The sequence below is a fragment of the Christiangramia crocea genome (assembly GCF_022410465.1).
GTDB classification, from domain to species: domain Bacteria; phylum Bacteroidota; class Bacteroidia; order Flavobacteriales; family Flavobacteriaceae; genus Christiangramia; species Christiangramia crocea.
This window is the reverse complement of record NZ_JAJSON010000019.1, coordinates 36,907-58,960: the sequence shown is the minus strand read 5'-3', so window position 1 is coordinate 58,960 and position 22,054 is coordinate 36,907. Positions and strand designations below refer to the sequence as shown.

The following is a 22,054-nucleotide window of genomic DNA, read 5'->3' as shown; positions in this document are numbered from 1 at the left end:
TAAAATATTATCCAACAGATAAGCCTGCAGCCCTGAAGCGATTCATCTCCTTGGTTGTGATACTATCTCTTACTGACTGGGGAATAAGTTTACCTAAAGCTAAATAGAATTTGTTTACGGTTCCCGGAATAATAACTTCCTTTCTTTCCAGGAAGGCATCCATCGTAATTGCAGCCACTTCTTCAGGGTCCATAATAGATAGTTTAGCAAACCATCCCATGGTCCGGTTCTTATAGCACATATACGGATTCGTGTTCATGCCTCCCGGACAAACTATGGAAACCCAGATATCTTCAGATTTAAATTCAAGATTCAAGCTTCTGGACAATGAATATAGATAAGCTTTAGTAGCTCCATAAACCTGTTTAGTGGGTAGGCTGAAATAACTGGCCATACTGCTAACATTCAGGATGCCTGAAGGCGCATTTCTTTTTAGCTGGTCGTAAAATAGTTTGATGAGTAGGGTAGGAGCACAAATATTTACTTCTATCTGTTTCAGATAATATTTTAGATCTACTTCATGAAAGAACCCTTTGCTTAAAACGCCGGCATTATTGATGAGATATTTTAGTTCGATTTTTTGATGATGAATGAATTTAACAAGCTCTTTGCAATCCTCCGTGGAGCTAAGGTCTATACTGAAGGAATAAACTTTTATACCGAAGTTTTGTTTTAGAAATTCCTGGAGGTTATTTAAACCTGTACCAGGCAGATCTATCAGGAAAAGATTCATTTCCCTTTTAGCGCATTCTATAGCCAGTGCCTTACCAAAACCCTGACTAGCTCCTGTTATAAGTGTGAAATAATTTGTTTTCATGACCCTTGTTTTTAATGAATTCATAAGTGTTCCCGAGTCCTTTCTCAAGACTGGTATATCTATATCCCAGCTCCTTTTCGGCTTTTTTCGAGGAGGCTGCCCGATCTGTAAATAGAAAATCAAGTATCCTGGAACAGAGACTGTTGTCATATTTTCTGAAAAGACTGAAAAGAGAAGTAAAATTGCATAGATGTTTTAAAAACCGATAATTAACAGTGTAAATGTTTTTTTTGATGCCAGCTTTCGTGAACATGATTCCGAACAACCTTTCATAAGAAGCATTTTCTCCACCTATAATAAATTGTGCACCTGCTGTGGCATGTTCCATTGCAAGTTTATGAGCCTCCACTACATCATCTATATAAACATAATTGGCCGTGGCAGCTAACTTGTTCGGAACTATCAGGAACTTGTTCTTCATTATGATTCTGAAAAGTTTGTTTATTCCACTGGAATAACAATCGATGCCAGGACCATACACCCTTGAAACATTCAGGATAATTCCCGGAACTCCTTTTTTGGTGTATTCTCTTACCAGGTTTTCTCCTAATGCTTTTGTGAGTTCATAATCATTGGTGTAAGTAGACATCCTCGGTTGACTTTCAGTAATAGCCAAACCCGGAAAAGAAGCTCCAAAAACTGAAACACTACTGGTGTAAATGAACTTTTTTATTTCATGTTCTTTAGCGACTTTAAGTACATTGGAGGTTCCAAGTACATTTACTTTGTAAAATGGAGCGATATCTTTGCAGCGAATATTGGTGTATCCGGCAACATGCATTACTTTCTTGCATCCTTTCATGGCTACTCTTATACTTTCAATATCTTCAAGTTTGCCTTTGAAAGGAATTATATTTTCATGCCTTGGCAAAGTAGCTGAATTAGGATCCCTTACCAGAGCGTGTATCATATGCCCTTCTTCAATTAAAGAAAGTGCCAGTTTAGAACCTATATATCCTGTAATACCTGTAATAAAAATTTTCATGACTCTTGAATTTTAGTTAGACTTTTCGAAATAATAATAGTTTCATAGCCAAGAGATAGGGAGGCGTGGATAATAAAAGCAGGCCAGATGCTTCCTGAAAAATAGGTGAAAAGGCATAATACAATCCCGAAGGGAATACTACCTATAAACTCTTTTCTGGAATCAAAACCATGAATAAGTGCATAGAAGAATAAGTTTATCAATATTGAGTAAATAAGGTTTACATATTGAAGGCTGAATAGAAATAGTGCTCCTCTGAAAAACACTTCATAAGCAAAAAGAAATAATATCCGGATTGATATATAACCCAGTCCGTTCATAATGCTAAATGGAACTGGAGGAATACTTGCGTAATTTGAGGTGGCATCAGAAACCGAAAGATCCATACTTATCGTTGCAAAGAATGCTACGGCTACACTTAGAGCGGGATCTTCCATTAAGTTTTTCCATAATATTATGGGAGACTCATTAAATAAAATATAGCCTGCGAATCCAAAAATGATGATCCCCAGTACATGCCTCACATTTAATATTTTTAAACCGTTCTCCCTGTTTAGGGCCTCGCTTATCTTGGTTACATTAAGTCGAAAACATGTATAAGAGATAAGAAAGTAGCTCCAAAAACATATCAATATTAATCCTGCAGTTTCCATTTTCAGTTAGTTTATTCCTTGATTAATTTGACTTTGAAAAATTTTCCGTAGACATCTATTTGCACACATCTTCCTGCCCGGTAATGGAAGATATTTGAGGCACCGTCTGGAAAGTCCACACGATACTGATTATTTCCAATATCCTTTACAGTTACCATGACTTGCTGATTATCACAATAGACCGAGTTGATGTCCAGCGGTTCGTTAAAATAGAGGAGTACCAGGTTATAGTTGATCTTCGTTTTTGGAAGGATACGTTTTCCGCCTTCATCTTTAATGATATATCTGTCCTCTTTAAAAACAAGTTCCTTTGGAGCATTAGCTTTCTTATTTATCGATCTTTCTATAAAAGAATAGATCAGTTTGTCATGCTTATACCGAAACTTTTCAGAAGCATTAATCCTGAATTTTTTAATAAAGGAAGCTTCGATTTTTGAAGAAAGCTGATAATCCGTAAAAGGAGAGACCTCCCTTTTTTCGATCTGTAAGGTTCCAATACTTTTATCGTTTTTAAGAATGTCGAATTTCACCTGACTTTGTTGGGCTTTGGTACTTCCAGTGAGTAAAAGACTTATTACTACTACGGGAATAATTTTAATGTACGGGAGGTGCTTATTAAGGTCCAGGTCCTGAATTATGGGAAGCCTGTGTTTAAACCTGTCTATCAGAATCATTAATAAAATCAATAACATGGCACTTCAATTTTATGATGAATGATCGTAGGGGAAGATTCCATCAGGTTAGTGAAGTAAAATTAAATAAGACTTATCGTGTTGATATCCAGTTTTTTACTTGTTTGTAATATTTCGGACGTCCGGAATTAAATCCGGACACTAACAGGTAGTCTCTCTGTATTCCGATGGTGTTTGAGAAGTGAATTTTTTGAAAGCGGAATAAAAAGTGGATTTAGAGTTGAATCCACATTCAAGGCCGATGGATACAATAGTATACCGGCAGAAACTGTCATCGTTAAGCAATTTTTTAGCCTGCTGAATTCTTAAAGAGTTGATATAATCTGAAAAATTATAATCACTGTAGGTATTGATAATCTTAGACAAATGAGTAGGACTCATATCCAGTTGATTGGCCAGTTCCTCCAGCCCAAGATTTGGATCCAGATAACTCTGCTTTTCTATTATATAAGAATCTATTTTTTCAAAATCCTTCTGATGTTTGGTGTTATATTCAGAGCTGTCTCGAGAACTCTCTAACTTATGATCATTTACCCTAAGGGCTTTACTGGAGGAGATTGATCTTCTTAAAGATATACGATCATTTACCTGATGGTACCTGTAGAATCCCTGATAGCCTATCCAGTATAACAGGACAGATGTTCCCAGTCTTAAGGGGTAATAAGCTAATCTGTCTCCCGTAATATTGAAGATGATGATCGCAAGTATCCATAAGATAAAAACATAACTTCCCAGCCTGAGTATCACTCTGAGCCATGATATATCGTCATATTTTAAAATGAATGGAAATAAATGCTTCTTTTTAAAAACCAGTTTAAAACATTCATAGAATATAAGCAGGTGAAAAAGAGCGTTAAAGATCTCCTCGAAAATAGTAAAGTTGGTTATAAGAAAATTATCTCTCTCGGGGATAAAATAATAGACAAAAGCAATCAGGGTAATTCTTATAATCATCTCTAAGGAAAAGATCAAAATAGCCGGTCTAATATATTTTTTAACCGAATTTTCAATGCGTAAATAATAAACAAGAAAAGCATGGAAAACTGGCATGATAGGCATATACCACGGGACAAGGAGTTCCCTGAAGAAAAAGTTATTGGTAGAGAAGCCAGCTTCTATCAGCCAGGCCTGCAAATTATTTAAAGAAATAAAAAGAACGGTAAGATTTAGATAGATTACCGCCCATCCCACTCTTTTTTTTGTTATATGGATCGTGAAAATGTTGAACACAAAGCCCTGTATCACACCGGCGATCAAAACAAAGTTTATGATACTAATTATTGTGTCCATTTTTTCGGTTTATGAATAAATAACCTAAGTCATATACATGTAATACGTTAAGAGTCAATCGATTAAAAACTTGTAGGGAATTATTACTTTAAAATTAAGCAAAAAAAAAGACAGCATATTTTTTACTGTCTTTTTTAGTACAATTTCTTAATGAAATTTTTTTATACTTCTTTTACGACAAAGAAGCCATCATTTCCCTGTGACTGGTATAATGGCATAAAGATATGGGCATCCCATTCACTTTTTACCTCATTCCCGTTTTGTTTGGCCAGAAGCTCTCCTTTTTCAATTTTCTGAAAATTCTCATAACCAGGCTGCATCTCAAAAATATCGCTATCCTCGAGACCATGTCTGTAAATTATTTCAAAGGTTTTCTGGGGTGGCGCATTCTTTTTTGCAAAACGATCCACACATTCAGGATAGGTTGAGATCTTCGTAAGATCAAGTTCACAGGCTTCCTTAAGCGCAAGCCAGATCACTCCCTCATGATTTTCTACAGAAGTCTTATCTGTATGTTGCCCGGCTTCAAATACAAAACCCGTCATTCCGGTTCGGCTGAGGTAATGGTCTATGTCTCCTGTAATAATATCACTAAACCCGCGAATTATGTATGTAGGGAATTTATGGGCCCATGCATCATTATCATTTACTTCCTGTACCGAAACATATGGAAGGCTGGGAGAGGAGGTAGTATGACAATCCAAAAAATATCTTTTGGTAAAATCATTTTCCGGATATTGCTCAAGAATATCAATGATCTCGAACATTTCCTTTTTTTCATGAGAATCCTTATACCCACTCTTTATATTCTCTTTGGTCCAGGTCCTGTTCAGGTCTTCATCAATATAGCGCTTGTTTTGATTGAGCGCCATTTTATTTCCGGATACACCTATAATGGTTCCCTTAATTGAAGGTCTTGTTTTTTCCAGTTCCGCGAAGACCCTTTCCAAGGCTTTTACACCACTAGGCTCATTCCCGTGGATACCTGCCGTAACAAACAGTAGCGGGCCTTTGGTACCTGCTGTGTATTTCCCAATTATCCGTGGTATTTCTTCTTTCAACTCTTCATTCATAAACTAAAAATTTAATCCATTGTAGCCAGTGTCCTGTTGGAAAGCTGACCTTTGTACACCCTTTTATATTCCACTTTTCTTTCAATCGCTTCGATCACATAATCGGTGAAAGGGGGAAGGCCAATGTCTTTGAAACGTTCCATTCCTCCGGGGCTCAATACATTGATTTCAATGAGCTTATCCTTCACAATGTCTAAGCCAACAAAGAACAATCCGTCACGGATAAGTTTTGGTGCGGTAAGATCAACAATACGTTGCATTTCCGGGGTAAGGTCACTGCTGTCTGCGGTGGCGCCCAGTTTAAAATTACTTCGGAATTCTCCTTCCCCCGCTACCCGGCGAATAATAGCTTTTTCACCATCTTTCTCCATAACTTTCCCATTCAGCAATAGAACCCTTACGTCCCCGTCTTTTACTGCAGGAAGAAATTCCTGGGCAATTACATATCCCTGGGAACTAAGGTGTTCAATTATCTGGTTCACGTTCTTCTCATGCTCATCTATGAGGTAAACATCCTGGCCTCCGGAACCCTCCAGGGGTTTTAAGACCATTTTCTTGTTTTGTTTTTCCCAGAAATCCAGGAGTTGATCTTTATCTCTCGTAACTATGGAATCTGGTTTGATCTCCTGTGGCAGCTCTTCAAAATATAGTTTGTCAATAAAGGCGTGGGAAAGCGCATAGGCATCATTTAACACCAGAACGTCCTGTTGCTGAATCATTCGCCCAAAAGCTACACCAGCCTGTTCTGCCCATTGTCTTCCAACTTCTTCGGTAGGGTTGTTTCTGATAAAAAGAACGTCCAGTTTAGTGGAGTCAATTTGCTTTTTCCTGGCTTTACTGCCTTGTAAAGCTTCAAGGAATTTAGCTGGCGATTTGGTTTTTGTGTTCTTGGGAACCTGAGTTGCGTTTACAGTAATAGGAGCATCATGATGGAAATTAAAATCACCTACTCCCATTGCATATACGTCATGACCACGTTGATGGGCCATACACATTAGAGCGCTCGAGGTTCCATTGCCTTCGCTCTGAATATCATTTAAAACAAAACATATTTTCATTTACATACCATTTGTGGCAGACTAAGTCCCTGCCGGATTAATTCTAATTTTTCACACATTTTTTCGCTATGCAGATAGCTTGGTTTTACCTGTACCGGCTTAAGAACCATTCTGTCTGTTAATTCCTTAATAATACCGGTATGTTTTATACCATATTTTCCTGCCAGAAGCGGTTCATAATCTCCCCCGTTTTTTAAGTATTCCTTTAGCAGAACCAGTCCTTTCAGATAAATTATATCTTTCATAAAACCGCCACCCTGCATAATCCGCGAGGTAATATTGAAAGCTCTTTGAGGAGTGAATCCGTAATCCATTTTAAGGAGTCGGAATATTTCCTGAAAATCACCGCCTTCCATTAATGCCTCTCCGGCAAGCACCCTTCCGGCGAGGATTCTAAGTCGGTTAGCCGTCAAGCCATCTACCATGAACTCAGACATCACAGCCAGACCTTCCTGTAGAGGATCATAATCTGCCAGCCCGTTGCTTAATTGATGTAAAGGTTGATTACTACCATTATAATAAGTGAGTACATGAGTTCCCACCTCATGTTGAATAAGGGCTTTAGCCTCAGTGCGGCTCATTTTATAGTCTTCCGGTATATATAATTCCCCATGGGAGACCATCATCACATTCACATCCTTTCTAATATGAACCTTGCATTTGAAGTTTTCGTCCTGCTGCTTGTAATAATCGAACTCTTTTCTGGCCATACTGCTAAAGGCCTTTGAGTCGAGAAGATCTTTATCTTTATCCGGGTCCTCTTCATCAACAGCATTCAGTATACCCCGTGCTTCCTCACACAACACATTTTCAACACCTTTGTATAAGCGTATACTGTCATACATGAAATTTCGGGTTCCCCGTTCGCTAAGCATGCTTATCTGCAAATCGAGTTCTTCGCGCTTTTCACGGAATAGGAAAGACATGGCAGGATCGTCTATATCTTCCATTTTAAGGTTATAAAGCCTTCGTTTCAGCACGTCTGGGTCTACAGGAAGCAATCTGTAGTGGTAATCCATGACTTTTTCATAATTGCTTTCAAAGAACTTTTCTTTTATTTCATGAATGTTAGCCGGTGATACAAGCCACAGGAACTGGTAGGATTTTTCTATATCTGTGAGTTGCTTGTCTATATCATATACGATCTGTTTGAGGTACTTTCTGCCAAGGGCATTATAACTTGCCACACCACCGGAGGTCTGAACCCTTATAAATTCATAGAACGAACGATGAATAGCCTTTACCAAGAAATCCTTGAAGCTCCTGAAGAAAACTGGATATAATTTATTCTCTTCATTTCTGTAGATTGGAGGTATTTCAAGACCCACCACCACGGCACCACAGTTCTTGGCATCTTCAATTTCCATTAAATGTGGGGAATTTTCCGGCTGCCTGTGTGGGGTATCAAGAATCTCGGTATCCAGATAGATTCCTGTAAATTCGGAATTTATCTTCAGAAAATCCTCCTTTAAGGTATCCAGCGCGGAAGGAAGTCTTTGTGCAGGTCCCTTGATTTTTATTTTTGAAGATCCCTGCTCTCCGGCATAGATCTCGAATAACAGAAAGGCTTCCAGGTCTGCAGATATTTTATCGGATATGGCATAAAGCAATTTTTGATATCCCGGAAAATCTTCGTCGCCGATGATTAGATAAGATGCTTCATTGGTAACAAACCTTCTGGTACCCTTATCATTTTTCTTCCGCCTGTAAATCACCAGGTAAGGCAGTTCCTTTTCTATATGTAATATTCCTTTACCAGGTAGGCTACAACTAATCTCCTTTTCTTTTTCAAGAATTGTTAAAATTTGTTCAATGGAATTTTTAGATAGATCAGGTATTTCCTGCATTTCTTCAAAAACTTATTTAAATAATGCTATAAATGCATCATTTTTAGGGGTTTATGAATCGGTATTTATTAGTACTTGTACCTAATTTATGAAGATTAATAACTCTGCAGCACCAAAATGCGAGTTTTGACAATACTTTAAGAAAGGCCTATAATTTATTGTGAAAGGAAAGCTATTTAGAAATGACTAGAAACAAAAAAGCCACGCTGTGCGTGGCTTTTTGTGATCTCGACAGGATTCGAACCTGTGACCGTCTGCTTAGAAGGCAGATGCTCTATCCAGCTGAGCTACGAGACCTTTTTGCGGTTGCAAATATAAACCTCTTTGTAAATAAAACAATGATTTTTTATTTAAAAAATAAAGCCCTGTCTAAAAATGAAAAACTTCCCGAAGGAAGTTTTTGATTATCAGTAAATAGTATTTTTTAGTTTTTCAGTTTTCGCGTAATAATTGCTCTTCCAGGTGATGGCTAAGGATCACCAGCTGATTAAAGACGCTTGGTGATTCATCATTTTTCTCGAATACCCGGACAAACAGCATATTAAAGCGCCTTATAAGCTCCAGAGTCTTCAATGAAAGATGAAAGAAATTACCAGATTCGTGGATATCCTGTATCATTTTCTTTACAGAATCGATCTGTTTATATTCTTCCTGGGTATTTAAAATATAATCCTGTTGCTTGAGCATAACCGGTTTTTTTTACAGTTAGCAAGCAGGTAATTCGAATAGATTTGGCAACTCAAATATATAAGGAAATGTGCTTCATCAGTGGGATTATCACCTAAAATCTTTTAATTGCAGGAATTTATCGGTGAAGGACATCAATGCGGGTTTATAAAATTATCTTAATTTAGCCAGAAATTTCGAGCTCATATTTATGCCTGAATTTCTGTTAAAAATCTCTCCGGTATACGAAAATGGAGAGCAAGCCTGCTTCTCGATGAATATTGCTATCAAATCCGGTGACAATATCCTTGACCTTCAATATGGAATTGCCGCTAAAGCATGACTTACGAATTTACCATTATTGTTCCCGTCTATAACGAACAGGAATGCCTTCCGCAACTCTTTGTTCAGTTAAAAGAATATTTATCCAGGGCTTCTAAGAAGACCAAAGTACTTTTGGTTGATGATGGTTCTTCTGACGCGAGTCCTTCTATGATAAGGGAATTCTGTTCTAAAAATGAAGATTTTAAATATCTGATTTTTGAAAAGAATTTTGGAAAAGGAGCTGCGCTTAAGGCCGCCTTTGACCATACCGACACCCCTTTTCTGGGATACCTGGATGCCGACCTGCAGACCTATCCGGAAGACTTTGAAAAGTTGCTTCCTTTTCTGGGAGACTACGACCTGGTAACAGGATGGCGAAAGGAAAGAAAAGATACAATTGTAAAGCGTATATCTTCTAAGGTGGGGAATGGTGTAAGAAATGTTTTTACCCGGGATTATATGCATGATACAGGCTGCCCGTTAAAGATCATAAAGACGGCTTATGCTAAAAATATCCCAATGTTTAAGGGTTTACAAAGGTTCCTGCCAGCAATGGTGCTTCTTCAAAATGGAAGGATAAAAGAGGTGGAGATCCCTCATTATCCCCGACTGGCCGGCAAATCAAAGTATAATTTTCGAAATCGTTTTATGGGGCCATTACTGGACTGTTTTGCCTATGTATGGATGAAAAAATCCTATATAAACTATAAAGTAGCCGATAAAGATGAGTAACTGGTTGATCTATGCTCTTGGATTTACAGCACAGCTATTGTTCTCAGGGCGTATGATTCTTCAGTGGTTACTTTCAGAAAAGAGCAAAAAAATCATTACTCCGGTAATTTTCTGGCAGCTAAGTTTATTTGCATCCTTCTTATTGTTTGTCTATGGCTATCTCAGGGATGATTTTGCAATCATGTTCGGCCAGGCCCTAACTTATTTCATTTACATAAGGAACCTTCAGTTGCAGGGAGAGTGGATAAGATTCCCCGGATTTTTAAGAGTCTTTTTATGGATATTTCCGGTTCTTATAGTAATATATGGTTTCAATAATAATGAGTACAATGCGGCCAGACTTTTTAGAAATGAGGATATCCCATTCTGGTTGATACTCCTGGGTTCGGTTGCGCAGTTAATTTTTAACCTTAGGTTTGTCTATCAGTGGGTCTATTCGGAAAGAAGGAAAATATCGTCACTGCCTATGGGTTTCTGGCTTCTCAGTTTGCTTGGTTCCGGTCTTATACTGATCTATGCTGTTTTCAGAAGAGACCCTGTTTTACTCGCAGGACATGGTTTTGGTATGATAATGTACATTCGAAATATTTATATTCATAGGAATGAAATTAAAGGATAATTATCTTCTCTTATTGATTCTGGTATGTCTGGCGATATTTTTCGTTAACCTGGATGCCATTTATGTGAACATCATGGAAGCACGTAACTTCGCCACGGCCCGGGAAATGATCAATCTGGATCACTGGATATTTACAACTCTTAATGATGAACCCAGGTATGAAAAACCACCATTGCCAACCTGGCTCACGGCAATTTCTATGTTCCTCTTCGGGATGAAAAGCCTTTTCGCATTAAGATTACCTGCGGCCATAATGGGTACTTTAACAGTCGTTTTTATCTATAAACTGGGACTTAAGTTTACGGCCCAGAGGAAATTTGCTTTCATTTCCGGACTTATTGCCTCTACATCCTTTTATATACTTTATTCCGGAAGGGACGGGCAGTGGGACATCCATACGCATGCCTGGATGATCATGGCAATCTATGGACTGTATAAGATCTTTACGGAAAAATCAGATAAATATACCAATGCAATAATCTCCGGTATCCTTATTGGGTGTTCCTTTTTAAGTAAGGGCCCCGTATCTATGTATGCGCTTCTTCTGCCATTTTTGATTGCTTACGGCGCGGTTTATAGGTACCGAAGGTTTAAAAGCATTTGGAAGCCTTTATTATTAATGTTAGTTACAGCCTTTATGATATCAGGTTCCTGGAGCCTTTATGTATATTTTTTCGACACCCATGCAGTATCCAGGATTACGGAAAAGGAGACGGGTCGCTGGCTGGATTATAACGTACGGCCTTTCTATTATTACTGGAGTTTTGTGATACAGAGCGGGATATGGACCATCCCGGCCTTCGTAGGTCTGTTATACCCATATCTTAAGAATCGTGTATTCAATAAACCCGGATATAAATTTACCCTTTGGTGGACTCTGGCTTCTGTAGTCTTACTTTCCATTATTCCTGAAAAAAAATCCAGATATCTTTTACCAGTACTAATTCCAATGGCTTTGAATACTGGTTTTTATATAGAATATCTTTTCCGGAGGTTTGACATGTTACCCGGAAAAGAGAAATGGGTGGTTTATTTCAATTTTATACTCATTGCAATTATTGGCCTAAGTTTTCCTATTGCGGGAGCTATCTATTTCCAGGATGAGCTGGTAAATATCTGGCCATGGTTTCTGGTTACTTCTCTATGTCTTTTTGGTATTGGAGTGCTAATACTGTATTATCTTAAAATAAACCGATTTAAACCGGTTTTCTACCTTAGCGTCTGGTTTATTATTAGTATTATATTCTTCGGGCTTCCAATGGCCAGAAAGATAGAAGCAAACCCGAATTATACCAGCATCAGGCATGTAGACACCTATATTGAAAAGGATCCTATGCCATTATATGAATTTAAAGGCTTTACTCCGGAAATAATCTGGGAATACGGCAAGCCTATTAAGATACTTTGGAATGGTGATAGCTTCGAAATGCCGGTGTCTGAAAAATTTCTGATTTTAGCAACCAAAGGTCAGAAAGAGGAGATGAAAGAGGTATTTTCAGAATTCCAGGTGGATAAAATTGACGAAATTGACATGAATCCGGTGGGGAATACCCATAAGGAAAGATTGTATAGAGATTTATATTTGATTACCAAGAAAACCAAACAATGATTGATTATCCTATTAAATTCAGACCCATTCTTCAGGACAAAATATGGGGAGGCAGAAAATTAAAAGATATCCTCAATAAGGACACCAGCCGGGAACATGTTGGAGAGAGCTGGGAGATCTCTGGAGTTGAAGGTAATATCTCGGTGGTACAGAATGGAGATGAAAGCGGTAAAAATTTAAAGGAGCTTATCTCAGAACATAAAGGTGATCTGGTAGGGGAGAAGATCTATAAGGAATTCGGGGACGATTTCCCTTTGCTTATAAAATTCATAGATGCTAAAACCGATTTGTCGGTACAGTTACATCCCAATGATGAACTGGCTAAACAACGGCATAATTCTTTCGGTAAGACCGAAATGTGGTATATAATCCAGGCAGATAAAGGTTCAAAACTGAATATTGGTTTCAAAAAGGATCTGGACAAACGGGAATATCTGGAATATCTTGAAAAGGGAAAGATTACCGAATTATTGAATTTTGAAGAAGTTAAGAAAGGTGATTCGGTATTTATCAATACCGGAAAGGTGCATGCCATTGGAGGCGGAGTGCTTCTGGCGGAGATCCAGCAAACTTCAGACATCACCTACAGGATATATGACTGGAACCGGCTGGATTCAGAAGGAAAGGGAAGGGATCTGCACACAGCTTTGGCCCTGGACGCTATAGACTTTGAAAAGAAAGACGATTACTGGCTGAAGTATGAGAAACATACCAATACCTCCTCTGAAATTGCAAGTTGTGAGTATTTCACTACCAATATTCTGCCTGTTGAAGGTGAGCTGGAAAAGGATTATTCCTCTCTGGATTCTTTTGTGATCTATATGTGTGTTGAAGGCAAATCCAGAATAAGCATTGATGACCATTCAGAGGATCTCAAAAAGGGACAGAGCCTGCTGATTCCGGCATCTGCCAAAAAGGTGAAACTGAAGGCCAAAAACGCTGACCTTCTTGAAATCTACATTAAATAATGGGTTGCTACCTATTTTAGTATCTCATCTATCTTCTGAAGTTCGTCCTGGCTAAACTCTGTATTTTTAATAGCAGCAATATTGTCTTCCAGCTGTGATACTTTGCTTACACCAACCAGCACTGTAGTGACTCTTTCGTCTTTCAGTAACCATGCGACCGCCATTTGAGCCAGGCTTTGACCTCTGGATTCAGCAATTTTATTCAGTTCCTGAACCTGTTTAACCACTTCATCAGTAATCTGCGATTTATCTAAATAGCTGCCTTCAGTCGCTGCTCTGGAATCTTCAGGAATTCCGTGCAGGTATTTTGAAGTTAGGATCCCTTGCTCAAGTGGAGAAAAGACAATGCTACCAATCCCTATTTTTTCGAGAGTGTCCAGCAGTCCATCTTCAACCCAACGATCCATCATATTATATCTAGGCTGGTGGATAAGAAAGGGGGTTCTTTGCTCCTTCAGGATCTTAGCTGCCCTGGCAGTGTCTTCAGCATTATACTGGGAAATACCCACATATAAAGCTTTTCCCTGTCTCACGATCTGATCAAGTGCTCCCATGGTCTCTTCCAGAGGTGTTTCGGGATCGGGGCGGTGGTGATAGAAAATATCAACGTAATCGAGTCCCATTCTCTGTAGTGACTGGTCCAGACTTGCGATAAGATATTTCCTTGAACCAAAATTGCCGTAAGGTCCGGGCCACATATCCCAACCGGCTTTTGTAGATATTATGAGCTCATCCCGGTAAGCCCTGAAATCTTCTTTAAAGATCTTTCCAAAATTCTTTTCGGCAGAACCATATGGCGGACCGTAGTTGTTGGCCAGATCAAAATGAGTAATCCCGTTGCTGAATGCAGTTCTTAAGATATTTCTTGCGTTTTCAAAATCGTCCTTATCTCCGAAATTATGCCATAACCCCAGTGATATTAAGGGTAATTTGATACCGCTTTTTCCACAGCGGCGATATTGCATTTTGTCATATCTTTTTTCATCAGGTTGGTAAGCATTCATTTTTATTTATTTTTTATAAAACCAATTTACTAAAAAGCCTTTGAAAAGCGAGATTCTAAACGGGAAGAATACTAATTCCTAAGTATATATTGTCTTTGATTAATGAAGTTGAGCAAGAATTTGAATAATCAAAACATCCAGAGCCATATTTATGGCTTTGGATAGCCTATATTAAACTGTTTAAGTTCAATCCCTAAGAGGGAAATACTTTTGAAGAAACGATCTAAGTTTAATTCTTACTAAAAGTCAGCAGGACCGCATTGCCATTAGTTGCATTTTCCAGGCTCAGCCGAATTTCATCATTGGTAGCTGAAATAACATCATAATTTCTGGTTAGTTCTGCCAGTTTTCCAGTGGAACTGAAAAAAATATTGAAATCCACATCTTTATAGGAATCAACTTCGCTTCCCGAATCGTTACTGATCCTCCAGGTGCCATTTATACTTTCTGATGAAGAATTTGCTAAAAGGTTATTATCATCTTCAAATAAAAATAAATAGTCTGAATAGTTTGCAGTATTATCACTGCCGTTACTGCTGTAGCTGGAAATTCTCCACTCGCCCTGCTGTACAATATAGTTGAGTTGCGCCGCTTCGGCTGCAGAAAGAGTTATGTCGTCCTTATCATTATCACAGGCTAGGAAAAGGCTTAGGGTGACTAATATCAGGGTGATCTTAAAATTTCTCATGGGGTAGGGATTTTTTTGTTTGCTTTTTCAACGTAAATTTAAAAAGCCTATTGCTTTTATTTAAGGAAATTTTAAGGATTAACAGAAAAGACATTATTTTTTAATTTCAGTATGGAACGCTGAAGTTTTTTATCCTCATCAAGATTAAATGGAGAAAAAAAATACAATTAATCCGCATACCTACAGTATAGACGAGATTTTAAAACATTTCGATTGTAATGAAAATGGTTTGTCTTCTGAGGAGGCTGTACAGAGGCAGGAAAGGTATGGTTTGAATGTTCTGGAAAAGAAAAAAGATAAAAGCGTTCTATACATATTCGCCGAACAGTTTTTAGACCCCATAATATATATACTGGCTGCAGCCATGATCCTGGCATTCATATTTCAGGACTGGATAGAGGGTTTTGCTGTATTATTCGTAATCTTAATGACCACCCTTATAGGTTTTTTTATGGAACTACAGGCTATAAGATCGGTTGAGGCGCTTCAGAAACTCGCTCCGGTGAAGAGCAGGGTACTTAGAAATTCGGAAGTTCAGAATATAGAATCAAGTCTGTTGGTACCTGGTGATATTCTTATCCTGGAGATGGGAGATGTAATCCCGGCAGATGCACGGCTATTAGATTCTAATGGCCTTGCTCTTAAGGAAGCATCACTTACCGGAGAAAGCCATCAGATTGAAAAGAATACCGATAAGTTAGATAAAGAAACACCCTTATCAGACCAAAGCAATATGGTTTTTAGCAGTACCATCGTGAGCAGAGGTAATGGGAAAGCAATTGTTACCGGTACTGGGAATAATACGAAAATCGGTGAAATAAGTAAACTCACCCGTGAAGCTGAAAAAGTAAGGACGCCCCTGGAGAAAAAGCTTAATATTTTAAGCAGAAAATTAATATGGCTTACTCTTATTCTTGCTGCGCTTACCACCATAAGCGGATACATTCAGGGAAAAGAACTCTTAATGATGATAAAGACGGGAATAGCCCTGGCCGTTGCGGCAATTCCTGAAGGTTTGCCAATAGTTGCAACCATTTCCCTGGCAAAGGGAATGCTAAGACTTTCCAAAGAGAATGTGATCATTAAAAAACTTGAATCTGTGGAAACGCTAGGGGAGGTTGGTGTGTTATGTACTGATAAGACGGGTACGCTAACAGAGAATAAAATGGTGGCGAGTAGTATTGTGGTCCAGAATGAGCGTCTTGAGACCTTCAATATTCAAAATCAGGATTTACCGGTTCCTGAAGAACAAAAAGAGAGGTTATTCCAGGTGGCGGCATTATGCAATAACGCAGGATTTGATAAAGAGAATTCGGGAGATCCGGTTGAAGAAGCTTTACTGGGTTTTGTTACTGATTTAGATGGGGACTGGGAGAGACTGCGTCAGGATTTTCCCAGAATAAAGGAATATCCTTTTGATACGGAGAAAAAGCGCATGCTAACCATAAACCAGGAAAATTCTGATGTTCTGGTTTGTGTAAAAGGAGCTATGGAAACCGTTTTAAAGCATTGTGATTATTTGCAGACGGGAGTAGAGGTAATTGACTTCGGAAATAAGGAAAAATGGCTGGAAGAAGGTGAACGAATGGCTTCAAACGGACTCCGTACACTTGCCCTGGCATACAATTCAGTAAAGGAGCTTCCTTCTGAGCCCATGAGCAATCTTATTCTGTTGGGGCTAATAGGTTTTGAAGATCCACCCCGAAAGGATGTTGCCCAGGCTATTGAAACCTACAGGAATGCTGGTGTTAAGGTTATTATGGTCACTGGCGACCATCCAAATACTGCTCAAAAAATCGGAGAGGAAATAAACCTGATAAAGAGTGGATCAAATTCAGAAAATATCATCTATGGGGCCGATTTTAATAACTTGGAGAATATCTCTAAGGAGGAAGAAAAAAAATTGCTCAATGCCAGTATTTTTGCACGGATGATCCCTGAACAAAAACTCAATCTGGTGAATTTATATCAGAAGAATAATTTGGTGGTAGGGATGTTAGGGGATGGAGTGAACGATACCCCTGCATTAAAAAAAGCTGATATTGGTATTGCCATGGGGATAAGGGGGACCGAGGCAGCAAAAGAAGTGGCAGATGTTATTCTGATGGATGATAAATTTACTTCTACAGAATTAGCCATTAGGCAGGGAAGGAACATTTTTGAGAATATCAGGCATTTTGTGGTTTTCCTACTATCATGTAATCTGGCTGAGATAATAGCGGTGGCTATTGCCTCCATATCCAGTCTTCCTCTTCCCTTATTACCTTTGCAAATTCTGTTTCTTAATCTGGTAACCGATGTATTTCCGGCGCTGGCCCTGGGAATGGGGAGAGGTAGCAAGAATGTTATGAAACAGCCTCCACGTTTATCAGATGAACCTATAATAACTTCGGGAAGATGGAAAGCTATCGTAGCATACAGTCTTTCCATAACCCTGGCTGTTATCGCAATTACCTGGTATGCATATTCTTTTAAACAATATCATCCTGTAATAGTAAACAATATGGCCTTCTATACCTTGATCCTGGGACAATTACTAAATGTTTTTAACTTGGCTTCAAGAGAGTCTTCGTTTATAAATAACGAAGTAACACGGAATAAATGGGTGTGGGGAGCTATTTTACTTTCTTTACTAATTGTGGTAACAGCATACTGGATTCCATTTTTAAATACAATGCTTTCCCTTCAACCTCTGGAAATTGATCAGCTTTTAATGGTTATACTTTTTGGTGGTTTTACAGTGCCTTTATCGCAGTTAATTAAGAGGACAGCACATTTCTCCGGAAATTAGATAGAAGTAAGTCAATTTCCTATATCCTCATTCCAGAGTTCGGGTTTGGCACTAATAAAGTTTTGCATCATTTCTATACATTCCCTGTTATTCAGAACTACAACTTCGACTCCATTTTCCTTTAAATGGCTTTCCGATCCTAAAAATGTTGAATTCTCGCCAATAACAACTTTTGGAATACCATATAAGAGAATTGTACCGGTACACATTGGACAGGGGGAAAGGGTGGTGTAGAGTACACATTCTTTATAAACCGAAGCCGGTTGTCTGCCCGCATTTTCAAAAGCGTCCATTTCGCCATGAAGAATAACGCTTTCATTTTGAACCCTCCTGTTATGGCCTTTTCCAAGGATTTCATCCTTATATACTATAACGCTTCCAATTGGAATTCCACCTTCGGAAAGGCCCTTTTTGGCCTCTTCAATCGCTATTTTTAAATACTGATCCATGTTGAAATTCAATAAAACTGATCACATTCTGACTGGTTATTCCATAGAGAAAATTAAAAAGAGGGACCCTAAATAATATATAGCAAAGCGTAGTTTCAAAATAAAAGTTTATATTTATTACTGTAATTTTTCAATTTTTCTTTCGAAGGATATTTCCCCCCACAGGATGTGCCCCTTTTAATAGTCTCATAATTAGTAATTGTAATTGCTGGAATAATGGAGTCTCAAACCAAAAGAGAAGACCTTATTAGAGCTATAATATTTGCAATTAGCACTATACTGTTATTGTATATATCATTATTTGAATAGTTCTAAATGGGTTTTAATTGCATTCCCGGCCTGTTTTTACAAGGCTTCCCCGGGAATTAACAACCATCTGTTACGGGCAGGGTCTGTCCCAGAACCATGCACTTACTTAAGATCTATGGTTTTCTTCGCTGAGCTTCCACCTTTACTGCGAAGACTTGCTACAGAAACGGCTGGATATTTTGCTTTAATGAACATATATACACCATAGCCTACCAGCCCAATTGCCACGATCCCTAAGGCTACAGATCCAAACTCATTCTGAATAAAACTGAATGCATCGGTTTGTGTGCCAATATTATTTCCAGATGACAAACCTGATCTTAAAGTTAAGAATGCCATCAGGGCAATAACTATACCCCTGGCAGTATGACCAAATTTACCGGCATTAATCAGTAATTTTTGTTCCTTATGATCCATCCCGGTCTCTTCAACTTCTTCTCTGAATTTTCCCGAGTAAGCACGATAAAGATCATAGATTGCTTTGATCGCCATTCCGATTCCTATAATAATTGCAATAGTATCTCCATTGGGTCCAGACATTAATGATCCCGTCATGGACTTGCTGTCTCCAGATCCACCACCAAAAGCCATTTTAAATGAATAGAAAGCCAGTCCGCCGTAAAGTAGTCCGCTTATAAAGAATGCGACTCTTTTTCCGTAGCCTTTTGCATTATCCTCGAATCCGTTTGGATTGGCAAATGACTGGTAGAATCTCCAGAATACGTAGCCCAGAAGACCTATACCCATTATGATAAGCAATATCTGGCCATAAGATTGCTCGGCGAGATATTTGAGAGCTCCCTTTCCTCCGGTTTGTTCACCACCCTGTCCAAAAGCGGCAAGTGCGGTTAACACACCTATTATACAATAAACCCCTCCTTTGGCAGCCATACCAAATCTTGCGAAATTTTCCTTTTTATTGCTCATTTTGTAATAGTTTGGTTGATTAACTTTGAATTCTTTAAAATAAGCTGAATTATTTTAGGAAGTCATACAATTAAAAAAACTTTAAGGTTTCCTGGCGTATCTATTTTCGCCGCAGCACTTAAAACAATTGCATTAATAATAGGGTTTGGCCTTAAAAAGGCGTATATTAGGCACGTTTTATTATTCCGCTATACTGAGATATTTAGAACCGTTTCTTTTCTACAAGAGTTCTGAAACCTTTAAAATTTCCTTTTTTTCGGATTGATGCTTTTATTACTAAAATTTTTCTACATAAAAGCCTGCATCAGCTTTTGAATCAAATAATTATACTATTAAACATCCTAATTTTTCAGTTAGAAGTACCGACTTCTCAAAAGCATTAAAAAAAAGAGTCAATAATTACTTTAAAATCCACAACATTAGCCGGCATGCAAATACAAGCATGGTATTGAAAACCATAACAATGCTTGCGCTGTTTTTTGTACCGTTAATCATTATAAATACCGGTATTGTAACCAGTCCATGGATACTATTCATGTTGTATATAACAAGTGGACTGGGAATGTCCGGGATAGGAATGGGGATAATGCATGATGCCATACATGGTTCTTATTCAAAGCACAAGAAGCTTAATAAGATCCTGGGTTTGACTTTTAACCTTATTGGAGCAAATGCGACAGTATGGAAGATCCAGCATAATATGCTGCACCATACCTATCCCAACATAGAAGGGGCTGATGATGATATTAATCAGCCATTTTTTCTCAGGTTTTCTCCCAACACCAAAAGAATGAAGCTGCATAGGTTCCAGCACTTATATGTGTGGTTTTTTTATTGCCTTTCTACAATTTCCTGGATCACCGCCAAGGATTTTGTTAAGATCACCCGTTTTAAGAATATGGGTTTTCTGAATAAAAGAAATGAATTTAAAAAGGAACTGAGTATGATAATAGGCTGGAAACTCGTTTACTTTTCCTATGCGCTTATATTACCTCTTATCATGGTGCCACAGGCCGCATGGATCGTTATTCTGGCCTTTATAAGTATGCATCTGGTAACCGGGTTTTTAATAAGTACGGTTTTTCAGGTTGCACATATTATTCCTGATGCAGAATTTCCTATGCCCGATAATAAAAATACGATCTCAGGTGACTGGCATACACATCAATTAGCTACTACGAGCAATTTTTCTCCACGTAGCAAGGTCTTTTCATGGCTCATTGGTGGATTGAACTACCAGGTAGAGCATCATTTATTTCCTAATATCTGCCATGTTCATTACAGGGATATTTCGGTTATAGTAGAGGAAACGGCAAGGGAATTTGGAATTCCATACCATAGCAAGAAGACCTTTGTGGGAGCTATTATAGACCATATTAAAATGCTTCGATTCCTTGGAAAAAAGAATGTGGCAGGTATTTAAAATGAAAGTTAAAAAGGGGCTCTAACGGTTAAAGCCCATAGTTCAAAGCCGAGATTGGTTTTTCCTTTTTTGGCAAAATCCGGAAAAAGTCTCTGAAATTCCTGCTTAATAGTTTTATCCATTTCTGATTTTAATTCAGACTGGGAGAAATTATTCCATTAGTAAGGCACTTTACGACTAATTCAGTCGTATTTGTGCAACCGCTTTTTTGCAGGATATTCCTTCTATGGGTTTTAATTGTATGATGAGAGAGTTTCAGATCGTCCGCGATCTGTTCCGCATTTAAGCCTCTGGATAATCTAATTACAATCTGTTTTTCCCTTTCTGTTAGAAGCTCTGAAAAATCATTACTCCCCTCATCGCAGCTTGCGGGATCAAATTTTCCTTTGGATATATCAATGTTAAAATAACATTTTCCACCGTTAATATTAAGAAAGGAAACAGTATTTGTACTGGTCACTTTAAGATGCGAAACATCTGTTTGAATACAAAATACATGTTCTGGTGTCCCATTTTCTAAAACGCTTAATGGAAACGCCTGATACAACATTGTCCTTGTGTGTCCACCTGCATCCTTCATGCGATAAGTAAACATATTTTTATAGATGAGGACTTTTTCTTTGTCCAAAAAAGAGATGTAGAAATCGCTTATAACCTTACTCTTAAGGTTGATAATTTCAATTTCCTCCGGAATAACAGTTTGTAAGAGATCGTTGAGTTCAATATCACTTGCATCCTTACTCACAAAACGCTCCACTGAATCAGAAACATATTCCAGTTCAAAATTATGGAGATTTACAATATATAAATAGGAGTTTCCCGGGGCGAGTAGAGAAGCGAATCTTTTAAAATCTTCGGAGATTTCAAAAGGCCTGTACTCCTTTACCTGGCTGGAATATATCTCCTTCCAGTAATCTGATATTTTTTTGAGCTCCGTTTGCATAAAATCTGGTAATTGAGGGAATAAATATATAGGATTCCACCTCAAAAATGAGATTTTTTCATAAAATAATTCCCTATTTTACTGGGCTTAGAGCATTTTTAATAAAAAGACTTTATCATAATTTTTAAATATCATCTGAATTCAAATCATCTAATAAAAATTGTGGGGTATTTGAACTAAAATCGTA

General features: G+C 38.1%; 21 protein-coding genes and 1 tRNA gene. 7 read left to right on the top strand and 15 right to left on the bottom strand.

Going from position 1 to position 22,054, the window contains the following annotated elements; all coding sequences use genetic code 11:
• Positions 1-7: 7 nt before the first annotated feature.
• From LU635_RS08640 to LU635_RS08595, 10 genes are all read right to left on the bottom strand, one after another.
• Positions 8-817, bottom strand: coding sequence for an SDR family NAD(P)-dependent oxidoreductase (locus LU635_RS08640; protein WP_240098196.1), 810 nt, complete (start codon positions 815-817; stop codon positions 8-10).
• Positions 780-1,802 carry an NAD-dependent epimerase/dehydratase family protein gene (locus LU635_RS08635; RefSeq protein WP_240098194.1) on the bottom strand — a complete coding sequence of 341 codons (1,023 nt, stop codon included), beginning with the start codon at positions 1,800-1,802 and terminating at the stop codon, positions 780-782. The genes LU635_RS08640 and LU635_RS08635 overlap by 38 nt, the downstream gene beginning before the upstream one ends.
• The gene (locus tag LU635_RS08630) at positions 1,799-2,455 is read right to left on the bottom strand and encodes a CPBP family intramembrane glutamic endopeptidase (RefSeq protein ID WP_240098192.1); all 657 of its coding nucleotides are present in this window, start codon (positions 2,453-2,455) and stop codon (positions 1,799-1,801) included. The genes LU635_RS08635 and LU635_RS08630 overlap by 4 nt, the downstream gene beginning before the upstream one ends.
• 11 nt (positions 2,456-2,466) lie before the next feature.
• Positions 2,467-3,147: a DUF6134 family protein gene (locus LU635_RS08625; protein ID WP_240098190.1), complete on the bottom strand. Its 681-nt coding sequence runs from the start codon at positions 3,145-3,147 to the stop codon at positions 2,467-2,469.
• Between the two features lie 141 nt (positions 3,148-3,288).
• Positions 3,289-4,437, bottom strand: coding sequence for a helix-turn-helix domain-containing protein (locus LU635_RS08620; protein WP_240098188.1), 1,149 nt, complete (start codon positions 4,435-4,437; stop codon positions 3,289-3,291).
• A 161-nt stretch (positions 4,438-4,598) separates the two neighbouring features.
• Complete coding sequence (locus LU635_RS08615) at positions 4,599-5,510, bottom strand: M14 family metallopeptidase (RefSeq protein WP_240098186.1); 912 nt, start codon at positions 5,508-5,510, stop codon at positions 4,599-4,601.
• A gap of 11 nt (positions 5,511-5,521) precedes the next feature.
• Positions 5,522-6,568, bottom strand: coding sequence for a glutathione synthetase (locus tag LU635_RS08610; protein WP_240098185.1), 1,047 nt, complete (start codon positions 6,566-6,568; stop codon positions 5,522-5,524).
• Positions 6,565-8,415: a peptidase MATCAP family protein gene (locus LU635_RS08605; protein ID WP_240098182.1), complete on the bottom strand. Its 1,851-nt coding sequence runs from the start codon at positions 8,413-8,415 to the stop codon at positions 6,565-6,567. The genes LU635_RS08610 and LU635_RS08605 overlap by 4 nt, the downstream gene beginning before the upstream one ends.
• 223 nt (positions 8,416-8,638) lie before the next feature.
• Positions 8,639-8,712, bottom strand: a tRNA-Arg gene (locus tag LU635_RS08600).
• Positions 8,713-8,847: 135 nt separating this feature from the next.
• The gene (locus LU635_RS08595) at positions 8,848-9,102 is read right to left on the bottom strand and encodes a hypothetical protein (protein WP_240098180.1); all 255 of its coding nucleotides are present in this window, start codon (positions 9,100-9,102) and stop codon (positions 8,848-8,850) included.
• Positions 9,103-9,292: 190 nt separating this feature from the next.
• On the opposite strand from LU635_RS08595, the gene LU635_RS17220 reads away from it, so the two are divergent.
• Genes LU635_RS17220 through LU635_RS08575 form a run of 5 tightly spaced genes read left to right on the top strand, consistent with a single transcriptional unit; the run spans position 9,293 to position 13,333 of the window.
• Positions 9,293-9,424 (top strand): hypothetical protein, encoded by a 132-nt coding sequence (locus tag LU635_RS17220; protein ID WP_255749707.1) that lies wholly within the window; start codon positions 9,293-9,295, stop codon positions 9,422-9,424.
• On the top strand, positions 9,421-10,137 hold the full coding sequence (locus LU635_RS08590; protein WP_240098178.1) for a glycosyltransferase: 717 nt from the start codon (positions 9,421-9,423) through the stop codon (positions 10,135-10,137). Before LU635_RS17220 ends, LU635_RS08590 begins: the two co-directional genes overlap by 4 nt.
• Positions 10,130-10,756, top strand: a complete 627-nt coding sequence (locus tag LU635_RS08585; protein ID WP_240098176.1) for a lipid-A-disaccharide synthase N-terminal domain-containing protein — start codon at positions 10,130-10,132, stop codon at positions 10,754-10,756. The genes LU635_RS08590 and LU635_RS08585 overlap by 8 nt, the downstream gene beginning before the upstream one ends.
• Complete coding sequence (locus tag LU635_RS08580; protein WP_240098175.1) at positions 10,740-12,365, top strand: ArnT family glycosyltransferase; 1,626 nt, start codon at positions 10,740-10,742, stop codon at positions 12,363-12,365. The genes LU635_RS08585 and LU635_RS08580 overlap by 17 nt, the downstream gene beginning before the upstream one ends.
• Positions 12,362-13,333, top strand: a complete 972-nt coding sequence (locus tag LU635_RS08575) for a type I phosphomannose isomerase catalytic subunit (protein ID WP_240098174.1) — start codon at positions 12,362-12,364, stop codon at positions 13,331-13,333. The genes LU635_RS08580 and LU635_RS08575 overlap by 4 nt, the downstream gene beginning before the upstream one ends.
• Before the next feature lie 11 nt (positions 13,334-13,344).
• Here LU635_RS08575 and mgrA read toward each other — a convergent pair whose 3' ends face one another.
• Together mgrA and LU635_RS08565 are read right to left on the bottom strand one after the other, a co-directional pair.
• The gene (gene mgrA, locus LU635_RS08570; protein WP_240098173.1) at positions 13,345-14,337 is read right to left on the bottom strand and encodes an L-glyceraldehyde 3-phosphate reductase; all 993 of its coding nucleotides are present in this window, start codon (positions 14,335-14,337) and stop codon (positions 13,345-13,347) included.
• Between the two features lie 229 nt (positions 14,338-14,566).
• The gene (locus LU635_RS08565) at positions 14,567-15,025 is read right to left on the bottom strand and encodes a hypothetical protein (RefSeq protein ID WP_240098172.1); all 459 of its coding nucleotides are present in this window, start codon (positions 15,023-15,025) and stop codon (positions 14,567-14,569) included.
• 148 nt (positions 15,026-15,173) lie between these two features.
• Here LU635_RS08565 and LU635_RS08560 point away from each other — a divergent pair, with 148 nt between their 5' ends.
• Positions 15,174-17,816 (top strand): cation-translocating P-type ATPase, encoded by a 2,643-nt coding sequence (locus tag LU635_RS08560; RefSeq protein WP_240098171.1) that lies wholly within the window; start codon positions 15,174-15,176, stop codon positions 17,814-17,816.
• Positions 17,817-17,827: 11 nt separating this feature from the next.
• Here the strand turns inward: LU635_RS08560 and LU635_RS08555 are convergent, their stop codons facing one another.
• A complete protein-coding gene (locus LU635_RS08555; RefSeq protein ID WP_240098170.1) occupies positions 17,828-18,265 on the bottom strand; it encodes a nucleoside deaminase in 438 nt (145 codons plus the stop codon).
• Between the two features lie 411 nt (positions 18,266-18,676).
• Positions 18,677-19,501, bottom strand: coding sequence for a DUF1206 domain-containing protein (locus tag LU635_RS08550; RefSeq protein ID WP_240098169.1), 825 nt, complete (start codon positions 19,499-19,501; stop codon positions 18,677-18,679).
• A 463-nt stretch (positions 19,502-19,964) separates the two neighbouring features.
• Between LU635_RS08550 and LU635_RS08545 the strand changes: the two genes are divergently transcribed.
• Positions 19,965-20,924 carry a fatty acid desaturase family protein gene (locus tag LU635_RS08545; protein ID WP_240098166.1) on the top strand — a complete coding sequence of 320 codons (960 nt, stop codon included), beginning with the start codon at positions 19,965-19,967 and terminating at the stop codon, positions 20,922-20,924.
• Positions 20,925-21,054: 130 nt separating this feature from the next.
• Here the strand turns inward: LU635_RS08545 and LU635_RS08540 are convergent, their stop codons facing one another.
• Positions 21,055-21,867 carry a response regulator transcription factor gene (locus tag LU635_RS08540; protein ID WP_240098164.1) on the bottom strand — a complete coding sequence of 271 codons (813 nt, stop codon included), beginning with the start codon at positions 21,865-21,867 and terminating at the stop codon, positions 21,055-21,057.
• Positions 21,868-22,054: the final 187 nt, after the last annotated feature.

Excerpts from the sequence above, each read along its gene's own strand:
- LU635_RS08635 (WP_240098194.1), bottom strand. The coding sequence starts at position 1,802 with ATGAAAATTTTTATTACAGGTATTACAGGATATATAGGTTCTAAACTG.
- mgrA (WP_240098173.1), bottom strand. The coding sequence starts at position 14,337 with ATGAATGCTTACCAACCTGATGAAAAAAGATATGACAAAATGCAATAT.
- LU635_RS08585 (WP_240098176.1), top strand. The coding sequence starts at position 10,130 with ATGAGTAACTGGTTGATCTATGCTCTTGGATTTACAGCACAGCTATTG.
- LU635_RS08550 (WP_240098169.1), bottom strand. The coding sequence starts at position 19,501 with ATGAGCAATAAAAAGGAAAATTTCGCAAGATTTGGTATGGCTGCCAAA.
- LU635_RS08560 (WP_240098171.1), top strand. The coding sequence starts at position 15,174 with ATGGAGAAAAAAAATACAATTAATCCGCATACCTACAGTATAGACGAG.
- LU635_RS08610 (WP_240098185.1), bottom strand. The coding sequence starts at position 6,568 with ATGAAAATATGTTTTGTTTTAAATGATATTCAGAGCGAAGGCAATGGA.
- LU635_RS08640 (WP_240098196.1), bottom strand. The coding sequence starts at position 817 with ATGAAAACAAATTATTTCACACTTATAACAGGAGCTAGTCAGGGTTTT.
- LU635_RS08575 (WP_240098174.1), top strand. The coding sequence starts at position 12,362 with ATGATTGATTATCCTATTAAATTCAGACCCATTCTTCAGGACAAAATA.
- LU635_RS08540 (WP_240098164.1), bottom strand. The coding sequence starts at position 21,867 with ATGCAAACGGAGCTCAAAAAAATATCAGATTACTGGAAGGAGATATAT.
- LU635_RS08625 (WP_240098190.1), bottom strand. The coding sequence starts at position 3,147 with ATGTTATTGATTTTATTAATGATTCTGATAGACAGGTTTAAACACAGG.
- LU635_RS08555 (WP_240098170.1), bottom strand. The coding sequence starts at position 18,265 with ATGGATCAGTATTTAAAAATAGCGATTGAAGAGGCCAAAAAGGGCCTT.
- LU635_RS08605 (WP_240098182.1), bottom strand. The coding sequence starts at position 8,415 with ATGCAGGAAATACCTGATCTATCTAAAAATTCCATTGAACAAATTTTA.
- LU635_RS08545 (WP_240098166.1), top strand. The coding sequence starts at position 19,965 with ATGCTTGCGCTGTTTTTTGTACCGTTAATCATTATAAATACCGGTATT.
- LU635_RS08595 (WP_240098180.1), bottom strand. The coding sequence starts at position 9,102 with ATGCTCAAGCAACAGGATTATATTTTAAATACCCAGGAAGAATATAAA.
- LU635_RS08590 (WP_240098178.1), top strand. The coding sequence starts at position 9,421 with ATGACTTACGAATTTACCATTATTGTTCCCGTCTATAACGAACAGGAA.
- LU635_RS08620 (WP_240098188.1), bottom strand. The coding sequence starts at position 4,437 with ATGGACACAATAATTAGTATCATAAACTTTGTTTTGATCGCCGGTGTG.
- LU635_RS08580 (WP_240098175.1), top strand. The coding sequence starts at position 10,740 with ATGAAATTAAAGGATAATTATCTTCTCTTATTGATTCTGGTATGTCTG.
- LU635_RS17220 (WP_255749707.1), top strand. The coding sequence starts at position 9,293 with ATGCCTGAATTTCTGTTAAAAATCTCTCCGGTATACGAAAATGGAGAG.
- LU635_RS08630 (WP_240098192.1), bottom strand. The coding sequence starts at position 2,455 with ATGGAAACTGCAGGATTAATATTGATATGTTTTTGGAGCTACTTTCTT.
- LU635_RS08565 (WP_240098172.1), bottom strand. The coding sequence starts at position 15,025 with ATGAGAAATTTTAAGATCACCCTGATATTAGTCACCCTAAGCCTTTTC.
- LU635_RS08615 (WP_240098186.1), bottom strand. The coding sequence starts at position 5,510 with ATGAATGAAGAGTTGAAAGAAGAAATACCACGGATAATTGGGAAATAC.